This is a genomic window from Planctobacterium sp. AWH2_060 (genome assembly GCF_056158425.1).
Genome location: NZ_JBSWTG010000001.1, coordinates 1693152 through 1705457 on the forward strand (window position 1 = coordinate 1693152; position 12306 = coordinate 1705457).

Consider the following 12306-nt stretch of genomic DNA (forward strand, 5'->3'; position numbering starts at 1 on the left):
CTGAACGACAGGTCTCTTTCACCTGTTTAAGATGAGAAGACAATGATTCCTTGTCAGCTTCCAGGCGCAGCGGATAAAGACAGGTAAACCAGCCTACTGTTTCCGTAACATCCAACTCATCTTCCAGCATATCCCGGCCATGCCCTTCCAGCGCAACGATAAGGCTTTGCTGGTCACGCCATTGAGCCACTCCCAGCGACAAGGCTGATAACAGTAACTCATTAATCTGGGTACGATAGGCCTGATTAGTGTCTTTCAATAGTCCATTAGTTTGGGTTTTAGACAATGACCTGGTGACCGTCCTGCTGGTGTGCAAAGGAGCGCTTCCATGTATTGGAAAATCAGTCATTAAGGGACTGTAGTTGTCACATACCTGCTTTCGCCAATAATGTTGCTGTGTCTCGATAACTTGCGAGTCAGCCATTGCTTGTAGGGCAGCCCCCCATTTCTGCAAAGAGGAAGTTTTAGCTGCTAACTCAATGGGCTTATTTTGTTGCACCTGGTTAATTGCCAGCAGCAGGTCGGATAGAATGATTCGCCAGGAAACACCGTCCACCACAAGGTGATGTGCCACCAATAACAATCTGCGCTGTTGCTGATTGCCAATTAACACCGCCTTAAACAGGTTACCTGCTCCCAGATCAAACTGACGTTGCCAATAATTTGCCCGCTCAGTGACGAGTTCACTGAAATCGCCCTCGTCAGATATGACATCAGTAATACAGCACTGCTGTAATGTTGCGGTGGTATAGGACAGGTATTCAGCCTTCCAGTTCCCCTTGTCCTGCCAGAACTGCAACCGCAAGCCGTCATGACGCTCTAAAATAGCCTGAATGGCTTGCTCTATTTGGCCGGCTGTAAGGGATTCAGGCACTTGCAACATTAACGATTGATTGAAATGATGTATCTGTGGGTGTCCAGCTTCCAAAAAATGCCGCTGAATCGGTAACAGACTTAACTCTCCGGAAACCGGCCCCTGCTCCTGCACAAGTTTTGGATTGTCTTCTATCTGGCTGGCCAAAGCTTCAATAGTCTGGCTGGTCACCAATTGTTTAGTGGTGATATTCAGGCCACGAGCATTACAACGGGAAACCACCTGAATCGCCAGTATTGAGTCGCCACCAATTTCAAAAAAGTTGTCCTGCAACCCTACTTGCTCTATCCCCAACAATTCTTGCCACACTTGAGCAATGATTTGTTGCTGTTCAGTCCGCGGTGCAAAGGCGCAGTCCATATCGCTCTTTGGCATTGGTAACGCTTTCTTATCCACTTTAAAGTTTACTGTCAGAGGCAAAGCTGACATGCAAACCAAAGCAGAGGGCACCATGTGCGCAGGCAGAGTTTCTTTCAGAGTATTCTTAAGACAAGCGCTATATTCGGCCTCGTCAGTGACCTCCCCCTCTGGGACCACATAAGCAATCAGGCGTTTGGTTGCATCAAGGGTGCGCACCACAACGATGCTTTCGCGAACCCCTTCACACTGGTTTAAAGCAGACTCAATCTCACTGACTTCAATCCTAAATCCGCGTATTTTTACCTGCGTATCCAGACGACCAATATACTCAAACTCCTCCTCTTCATTCAGCCTGACCAGATCTCCGGTTTTATACATGGGCTGGCTATCTTCCCGGTAAAACGGATCCGCAACAAACGCTATCTGGGTTAATTCAGGCTTGTTTAAATAGCCAGCCGTAACGCCATTACCAGCAACACACAATTGTCCGATTGCGCCGGGCGGAACCAGATTCAAGGCATCGTCGACAGCATACAATCGGGTATTGGCGATTGCTTTACCAATGGTTACGGGTTTTCCAGGTTCAACGCGAGCCACACTGGCGCAGACACTGGTTTCCGTAGGGCCATAGGCATTAAACATGCTGTACTTAGTTGCCCAGACATCAGCTAAAGACTGATTCAGAGCTTCACCGGCCGTAACCAATGCAGTAAACGCATAATCTTCATGCCAGGGAAGGTGCTGTAGCAAAGACGGGGGCAGCACCAGATTGGTGATCTTGTGCTCCACTAAAAATTCAGACAATTGTTCTGGGAGTGTACGGATTTCATCCGGGCAAACATACAAAGCTGATCCGTGAGTCAAAGCCATTAGCCATTCCCAGGTCATAGCGTCAAAGCTGATGGATGAGAACTGTAAAACCCGACATTCAGATGTAACGCCGAGACTCTTTTGTGCTTCGGCAAGATTAACACATCCTCCGTGCGGTACCATGACCCCCTTAGGTTTACCTGTAGATCCGGAGGTATAAATAATATTCGCTAGAGAACGTAGCGATTGTTCCCGCAATAAAGGCAAATCTGTTCTGGCAACTCCAGACTGCCAGGCCAACTCTTGCATATTAATTACAGTGCCAGCCAATAAGTTTTTAAGCTCCTGATTAACTTCACCGCAAACCAGGTAGCAGCCAATTTCGGCGTCCTGCATCATATAAGACAGACGTTCCGTTGGATAAGCGGGATCTAAAGGCACGTATGTGCCACCCGCTTTTAGAACCGCCAATATGGCAATCATCACCTGGTGGCTGCGAGGCATCAGAATCCCTACCGGGGTTTCATGACCGACACCTTGCTCTCGCAAATAATGCGCCAGTTGGTTTGCCTGTTGGTTTAATTCATCATAAGTCAGTCTGTAGTTCTCGTGCACGATTGCCACACTGGAGCCGTGTTCGCGAACGATATTTTCAAACACCTGATGCAAGAGTAAGTCATCCGGATACTCACAAACCGCGGCATCACTTAAATGAATGAGTCGATGTTTTTCTTCGGCTCGCATCATGTCCAAATCGCTTACCAAAGCCTCATCAGCCAGCTGCGTAAAGCTCAGAATCAGTAACTCTAGTCGCTCCGCAATAAGCGCCAACTGTGTTTGGTTAAACAGTTCAGCATCTACCTCTAACCGGATGTTTAGGGTATTACTCTTATTGACAACCAGAGCCATGGCATAGTTTGCCCCCTCAATGGATTTAACGTCAGTAACCTTTAACACGCTGTCTTGTTTTACTGCATCGTCAACAGGGTAATTTTCAAACACCAGGATACTGTTGAACAGCCCCTGATTATCAGCTGCCAACCTTTGAATTTCATGCAATGGCACATACTGATACTGATCTCTTTCGATTTGGCTCTGATGTAGAGCTTGCAACCAGGTCTCAAGACTACAACCTGTCGGAATATCTGCCACGACAGGTAGCGTATTGATAAACAACCCTACCGTTTGCTCTATCTGTGGCAATTCCGCAGGACGTCCCGATGTGGTGGCGCCAAAAGCCACTCTGGATTGATTGGCATGTCGTGACAATAACGTGGCCCATGCAGCCTGGACCAGAATATTCATGGTCACCCGCATGCGCTTCGCCAAAGTTTCAAGTTCAGCGGTGATATTCTGTGCAAAATTAATATGTGCTGTGCGGGCCTGAGACTGCCCCGCTCTGGCATTAGCGTGGGAGTTCAGTAACGGCAGTGGTGTTACGTGCTCAATACTGTCAACCTGTGTTTGCCAATAAGCCAGGGCTTTTTGCTTATCCTGCGCCTGCAACCAGGCCACATAATCGCGATAATGTGCGGTTTCTCCTTGAGGCAATGGCTCATTCTGACAAATTGCCGAATAGCACTGAACAACTTGCTGGTAAACCAGTGGTGTACTCCAACCATCGAGTAACGCGTGATGGTGGGACCAAATCATTTGTTGTGCACCCTGACCTAAGTTCAACACCACAATTCGAATCAGTGGTGGCACAGAGAAATCAAATCCCGCCGACTTTTCTTCCTGAGTTATGCGTTCAATCACCGCCTGCTGTTCGGAAGATGATAAATGACTGATATCCTGCTCTCGCCATGGCAACTCAACATGACGGTAAACTAACTGGTGAGTATTGCCCTCTTCCAGACCGACAAACCCTGTGCGGCAAATGGTTTGAAGGCTAAAGACCGCTTGCCATGCGGCTTTGAATGCAGCGACATTCAGTTCATCAAAACGCAACAGCGTTTGCGTGGTATAACTTCCTCGTTCTACCATTGAGTGAAACAATAGCCCGTTTTGCATTCCCGTAGCAGGGTATAAGTCTTCAATATCGGCCATCGCTTGTTCAGGGATCCAGTTATCAAGTTGTGACTGTGTCACTTTTGCCAAAGGAAAATCAGATGGCGTAAAACGGCCCTGTTTTTGGCTTAAACAATGTTCGATAATCAACCCTATTGCGGCCTCAATGTGTTGCATTAAAGCGCTGATTCTGGATACAGAAAATTGTGCGTCGCGGAAACTAATACTGAATTCCATTTCACCGGAGATTACCGCAGCCACCAGCGACAAAAGGTGTTTATCAGTTCTGTTGCTACTAATCGACTGACCAACGCCCTCAGATGCCGCTGAAAACAGGCTTTGCTCATTAACAGACTGGTCAAATTGTCCCAGGTAATTAAAACTTAACACTGAAGATTGGGCCGTGACTAATTCAGGCACTTTGGCAATATATTTAAGTAAGCCGTAACCAATACCTTTATTCGGGATGACCCGGAACTGCTCCTTGACCGCACATATTGCCGCCTCAATGGCATTTTTTGGGTTAGATGGCGCATCTTGTAAGGTCAGATGAACCGGGAAAATACTGGTGAACCAGCCCAGAGTTTCGCTAATATCAAGCGACTCGATTAAGGACTCACGACCATGGCCTTCCATATCAATGGATACCTGTTGATCGCCACAAAATTGCTGGATACCTAAACAAACTGCAGTAAGTAATAACTCCTGAATTTGAGTACGATAAGCAGAACCACATTCAGTTAAAAGTTGTTTGGTGACATTGGCATCCAGTTTGAACTGCACTGACCCCATTTGGTTTTTACCGGTTGCAGTAGCCAGGCCTGCACCTTGATGTTGTAAAGCAGACAGCAAGTTTGATGTATAAGTCTGCGTTACTTTACCCCAATAGTCTCGCTGTTGCTGTACCTCTTCAGACAAGGCATATTCCTGCAAAAACAAAGACCATTGTTGATAAGAAGAGGTTTTCGCCCCTAACTTTAATGCTGCACCCTGCATCGATTGCTGAAACAAGGTTTGTATATCGTCTAGCAAAATACGCCAGGAAACCCCATCAACTATCAAGTGGTGTAACACCAACAGTAAACGCGCTTCATTTTGCTCACTTTCCTGCGAATGAACTAACACCGCTCTCATCAAAGGTCCATTTTGCAGATTCAGACTGGTCTGAACTTCAGTACAAAACTCAGATAAGCCCGTGAATTCAGGCGCCATCCAGTGTTTCTCCTGAGCGATGGCAGCCACCAATTCCCGGACTCTTTCTGCGCTAAAGGGTAAATATTCGCTTGCCCAATCAACTTGCTTATCCGATTGAGCAGAACAATCCTGTGCAAAGCGCAATCTCAGTACATCGTGCCTTTCCACTAATCGGGTAACGATTTCCTGTAATAACTCAAGCGTTAAATTACCTGGCACTTTAAGTAAAACCGCCTGATTGTAATGATGCAAATCAACATCATCTTCAAAAAAGGCCCGTTGGATTGGTAACAAGGGTAAACTTCCCTCAGTTGGCACTTGCGGAGCATTTACTTTGCTGCCGGTTCTGGCCACTTTTGCCAGGCGCTTTATGGTTTGCTGCTCAAAAATATCCTTTACAGTAAAGTGCAGCCCAGCACGAGCTGCCCTGGAAACGATCTGAATTGACAGAATAGAATCGCCTCCCAATTCAAAAAAGTTTGCTTCTGTGCTGATATTTTGCACCTGGAGTTTGAGCAAATCCGCCCAAATATCAGCAAGCAACTTTTCTGTTTTGGTTTCAGCGGCAACGAAGTTTTCAGCAGCGACTTCAAGTTTTGGTCTGGGTAGCGATTTACGATCTAACTTGCCATTGGCGTTCAAAGGCAGCGCATCCAACATCATAAAATGGGATGGCACAGAATAGGAAGACAGCACGTTTTCCAGACACTGTTTTACCGCACTAATAAGCCCGGCGTGTTCCTCTGGACTAGATAATAGTGCTGGCTCCACTACCAGATAAGCCAGCAACTGCTGAACACCTTGCTCATCCTCGATAATGTGTGCCGCACAATCAGTTACCAACCCTGAATCTCTGATTACAGTTTCGATATCACCTAACTCAATTCTGTAACCGCGTAATTTGACCTGCTCATCGCAGCGGCCCATAAACATCAGGACCGGAGGCAGAGCTGAGCCATCATCCGACGTATCTGCACCTATCCAGCGTACCAGGTCACCGGTACGATACATGCGCGAGTCAGTGCTTTCAGAAACAGGGATAAATCGCTCTTTGGTCAAAGCTGGAGCATTGATATAACCTTTAGCCACACAAGGGCCTTCGATATAAAGTTCGCCTACCGCACCAACAGGTACTGGTTGTAAATTCTGGTCTAACACATGCAAACAGGTGTTTTCCATTGGCATACCAATAGGAACACTTTCCAGATCTGCCAACCGCTTGCAGTGTTGATAACGACTGTAATCAAACATAGCACAGCCCACAACGGTTTCACTTGGACCATAATGGTTGTAAATCTGACTATTGGGAAAAGCGTCCTGCAACGCTCTGGCTAAGTTGTTAGTAAGGCGTTCTCCACCAATGACAAAGGTATAGGGCAAGTTAAACTGATTGGCAACACCCGCTGTATTTTGCTGTAGCAATTGCAGCAGGCCTTTAACGTGCATTGGTGTCATTCTCAGCAATGCCCCCTGTTCAGTGGAAGCTGAACCAGCTTGCTGTATCAATAACTCAGATAAATCACTGAGCTCTTGTTCAGGCCAGGTCAACACACATCGGTCACCTCGCAATAACGGTAACCACAGAGCCGGAACACTGATATCAAATCCGTGGGAGGTCACCAGAATGGCACCCTGCAATGACTCGCTATAATAATTGTCCAAAGCAAAGCGGCAATAATCAATCAAAGCACCGTGGCTGACATCAACGCCCTTGGGTTTACCCGTTGAGCCTGATGTATAAATAACGTAGGCAGAATCCCGTAAAGTGCGCGACTGACTTGGGTTGTCTTCGCTATAGCTGTCCAACCGATTTAGCGTTAAATCAACATTTAGAGTCTTCACACCGGTGTCAGATACCAGAGCTCCTGCACTGCCTTTTTCCTCCAATATCAAGCAGCTGACTTCGGCATCCTCAATAATTTGTCGTAACCTGGCCGGTTTAGTATTTGGCTCCACCGGTATGTAGGCGGCACCGGCCTTCATTACCGCTAACATGGCGACAAACAGCGGCAAAGAACGCGGCATATAAATAGCAATCAAGGACCCGGAACCCACTCCTTGCTCAAGGAAGTAATGGGCCAGCCTGTTCGCCTGTCGATTAAGTGTAGCGTAATCGATGCTTTCATCGTGCATGGACACAGCAATCGCATCAGGTGTGATAGCGGCCTGGCGCTCAAATAATGTCACCACATCTAAAGAGCGCCCCATTTTCTGCTGTGGGCCGGTTTGCCATTGTTGCAACTTCTGTAATTCATTGGCAGGAACCAGACTATAGGCATCCAATGATAACTCAGGCGCACTTGTAACTTGTTGCAGAAGCCTGGCAAAACTTGCAGCCATCTTTGTCACTGTCTCAGGACGGAAAAGTGTATCTTTGAAGTTCCATTGAATTTGCAACTTATTGTCGTGCTCGACAGCTGTTAGCCCTAAATCAAAGTGGGTCAGGTTTTGTTCTTTTTCAAAAGGTTTCAGCTCAATATCAGGCAGCGTCAGAGACTCTTCCTGATAATTCTGCAATATCAACATGATTTGGAACAACGGACTGTGGCTCAGGCTTCGCTCAACTTGCAGTTGCTCAACCAGCATTTCAAAGGGAACATTTAGATTACTGAATGCATCCAGGTCTTCGCGTTTAACCTGTGCCAACAGTTGCTCGAATTGACACCCTGCTGGAATTTGCGTTCTCAGTGCCAGCGTATTGTTAAAAAAACCAATTAAGGGTTCACAATCTTTGTGTACTCGTCCCGCAACCGGTGTCCCGATGACAATATCCGACTCATTGCTCCAACGAGAAATTAAAACCGCCAATGCTGTGTGCAGCACCATAAACAGAGTTGCATCTTGATCTGACGCCATTTGCTTTAAAGCATTGAGTTGCTGTCCATCCAGGGTTATCTCCACCTTACCGGCACTGTAGGATTGCTCTGCCTTACGTGAAAAGTCTAACGGTAAACTGTGTTGTTTTGGCGCCCCTGAAAGTTTTTCTAACCAATAATTCAGCTCGCTCTGCAATGACTTTTCGCTAAAACTCATTCTTTGCCAACTGGCAAAATCGGCATATTGAACGGGCAAAGGTGCCAAAGGCACAGGCTGATCGGCATCGGCTCCACAATAGTGGCTATACAGCTGAGCAAATTCGTCGACTAAAATACCTGTAGACCATCCATCAGAAGCAATATGATGGGTGGTAAACAACACAACATGCTCCATGGGCGCTATCTTGATCAAGGTACAACGCAACATGATGTCTGCCGCCAAATCGAAAGGTAAAAACGCCTCTTCAAGTGCCAATTTATGGGCCTTCTGAATTCGTTCGGATATTGATAAATCATGCGATTGGGTCAGGTCCACCTGATTCACAGGCACACGTTGCACTGACCCGGGAACCTGAAAAACATCATCACCATCGGTTTGATAGGTAGTACGCAATACTTCATGACGTTGCAGTAAATGATCCAGGCTGGCCTGCACAGCCTGATAATTCAGCTGTCCACTCAGTTGCAATGAAGAAGGCAAGTTGTAGTGGCTACTACCCTGCTCTAGCCGGTCAATAAACCACAAGCGCTGTTGGGCAAATGACAGTGGCAGCCGCTGCTCTCTGGATACCACTGGAATTCGCTGGTATTGCTGCTGCTTAATGCCATCAATGTGGCTGGCAAGCGCTTTGATATCTTTAAACTCGAATAAGCTACGGATTGATATTTTTTTAGCCAGACGATTGGCAACCTCACTCACCACCCTGGTGGCCAGTAAAGAATGGCCGCCCAGTTCAAAAAAGTTATCCTGGATCCCTACCTTTTCTAAATCCAATATGTCTTGCCAAATTGCTACCAATGTAGCCTGAGTGTCAGTTGTAGGGGCAACATAATCCCGGCTAAGACTAATTTGGGGTTTCGGCAAGGCCTTTCTGTCAATTTTTAAGCTATCCGTCATTGGAAATGCGTTCATCAGAACAAACGCAGACGGCACCATGTAAGCAGGTAATGCTCTGGCAACATATTCCTTTAATTCAGTCTCAAATTGCGGAATACAGTATTTGCCGTCTTCAACCTCTGCATAAGCCACCAGATATTGCTGGCTGTTGTGTTCAGTGATGAATACCAGACTAGTGGCAATGCCAGTAAAGCTGTTAATACTGTTTTCTATCTCACCTAATTCGATGCGAAAGCCGCGTATTTTCACCTGTTCATCGGTTCTGCCAATAAACTGTACCGTCTGATTAGCCGACCAGCGCACTAAATCTCCAGTGCGATAAAGCCGTCCGACGTGCTCAGGAAGATGAGCAAACGATTGCGCTGTAACAAATTTTTGTTGCGTTAGCTGTTGCTGATGTAAATAACCTTTAGCCAGGCCGATCCCCCCAATCAATAATTCACCACATGCACCTTGTGGTAGCAACTGATCGTTGGCATCGACTACGTAATACTGTCTGCCAGGCAATGGTTTACCGATGGACAATGCAGCTTCCCTGTCATCGTCTTGGGCAAATTCGTGTATTGATGAAGTAATGGTGGTTTCCGTTGGACCATAGGCATTGATTAAACGGCAATGAGAAAATAATTGTTGTTCACACCAATAGTTAAACACATAAGCGGGAAATACATCTGAGCCCAGAATCACAATCCTCAATGAGGAATCTCGCCAAAAATCCGAAGCAATGCGCTGCGACTTCAATAGCGATAAAAAGTAATTGGGTGGAAAGTCAGCCACCGTCACCTGATGCTTTGTAATGAAGTTGGCAAACTCTGATTCACTCCAGAGTTCGTTACCTCTTACTACCAGAGTTGCACCGCTGGTAAGGGCGGCAAAGATTTGCTCAAGCGCAGTATCAAAGGCCAGGGCAGAAAACTGCAATACATTGTCTTGTGGAGTAAGCTGATAGTGCTCATTCACAGAAACACAATGAGCAGCAAGTGCACTGTGCTCTAACATTACGCCTTTTGGCCGTCCCGTTGTGCCTGAGGTATAAATTATGTAGGCCAAATCTGAACCGCCAATCACACTTCCCCTTACTCGAGCATCAGGCATACTCTGCAGTTCGACTAAGCCATCCAGGGGAATGGCTCGCTCTTTGAAGGGTATCAATTGTGATGCCAGTTCCCGGGTTGTTAACACCTTTTGAATATCAGCATCGTTGAGGATCATTTCTATCCGATCCTGCGGAAAATTAGCATCCAGCGGGACAAATACCGCACCAACTTTGAACAGTGCTAACAGACTCACAAAATGCCCCAGACTGCGATCGAAACACACTCCAACGCAATCGCCTTTGCCGACGCCTACAGAAATCAAATAGTGAGCCAGTTTGTTTGATTCGCAATCCAGTTGTCGGTAGCTCATTTGCGTGTTTTGCATCAAGATTGCCAGCTTGTCCGGCTGAGAAGTTGCCAGCGACTGAAACACCTGGTGCACCGGTTTCGCGGATAAATAACCTTGTTGTGCCTGCAATTGTTGAGTCGCTGTGGCATTGATGCGACTTTCTTGTTCTTGCTGTACCAGGGGCAAGCGACTAACAGGCATATCTGGTTGCTCCGCAATGCCAGACAACATGACAGCGAAGCTATCCAACATACTGCGCATGGAGTTTTCATGAAACAGGCGAGTATCGTATTGCCACTTCAGCTTAATACCGGATTCAGAGACCAGCGCGACAATCTCCAAATCGTATTTTGCGACACTCACTCCCTGGTCATAGCCGGAAAGCGTCAGATCCGGCAAGTCACCAGTCTGTGTACCCGCTTCTTCCATACTAAACAGAATTTGAATCAGTGGACTGTGATATAGGCTACGCTCTGGCTTTAATTGGTCTACCAACATCTCAAACGGAATATGCTGATGACTGAAGGCCTGCAAAACTTGTTTCGCATTGTCTTGCAGCAACGCGAGAAAGTCCGTAGCCGGTCCGTCTTCTGAATTTTGATTAACCTTTGTTCGCAACACCAGGGTGTTAACGAAGAATCCAATCAAAGGCTCAATGTCCTGATGATAACGACCTGAAACCGGGCTGCCGATAACAACATCCGGTTCATTGCACCAGCGACTGACAAATAATGATAATGCCGTTTGCAGCAAAATGTATAAACTGACACTCTGCTGCTGCGCTAAAGATTTCAACGCTTGAGTAAGTTGCCCGGGCAAATCCAGCTCCACCACTGAGGCCAACCCCGACTCACTTGACTCCCGGGGAAAATCGAGTGGAATACTGTGTACTTTCGGGATCCCATTCAGATAAGACCGCCAAAACTGCAGTGACAGTGTTTTTTGCTCTCCAGCCAATTGCTCTCGCTGCCAATAGCTGTAATCCAGATACTGAGTTTCCAACGGCGGTAATTGGCTTTTATGCCCCGTCTTGAGCGCGGAATAAATCGCGATAAATTCGTTTTTCAATATCCCGGTGGACCAGCCGTCAGCGGCAATATGATGCATGGTTAACAACACTACAAATTGTTGTTCAGCTTGCTGTATTAACATACAGCGCAACATCAGATCCTCACCCAGGTCAAAAGGCGCGGTAGCTTCCTGTTGTGCCTTAGTGCGGGTGAATTCAGTTTGCTCCTGCTCGGGCATTTCCCTGATATCAAATCGTTCGATAACCATAGCTCGCGCAGGCTGTACAACTTGCAATCCCGTTCCCTGATGTTCCAGAAATGTCGTTCTGAGTACCTGGTGACGTTCCACCAAGGTGTCTAAGGTTTGTTGCAACAAAGCGAAATCCAATGGGCCCTGAAGGGCAAACGCCATGGGAATATTGTAGAGTCCATCAACATCTTCAAATTGTTCAATAAACCACAAACGCTGTTGTGCATAAGACAATGGATGGCCTGGCATATTCTCCGTCAACGGCGGTGCTTTGGGTATCCTGACCTGAGTTGCTCGACTGCGGTGATTCGCCTGTCGTGACAAAATCTCGATCAATTCATCTTTGTTCTCGCGTATCAGCTGACCTATTTCCGGCGTAATTCTGCCCGCCGGGGCAGTAGTCTTTAACTTGCCTTGGTCTAAAAATACTTCGATTTGGTTTTTTCTTAATACATCAAACAATTTGAAGATAGACATTG

Annotated in this window: 1 protein-coding gene (cut by a window edge); it reads right to left on the minus strand. The window is 46.8% G+C overall.

Annotation, left to right across the window (positions count from 1 at the left end; translation table 11 throughout):
• Positions 1-12304: the 5' portion of an amino acid adenylation domain-containing protein gene (locus ACXAD8_RS07300; RefSeq protein ID WP_475226697.1), read on the minus strand. It extends 3680 nt beyond the left edge of the window; the window shows 12304 of its 15984 coding nt (coding positions 1-12304); the start codon lies at positions 12302-12304; its stop codon lies off the left edge, out of view.
• Positions 12305-12306 lie beyond the last annotated feature (2 nt).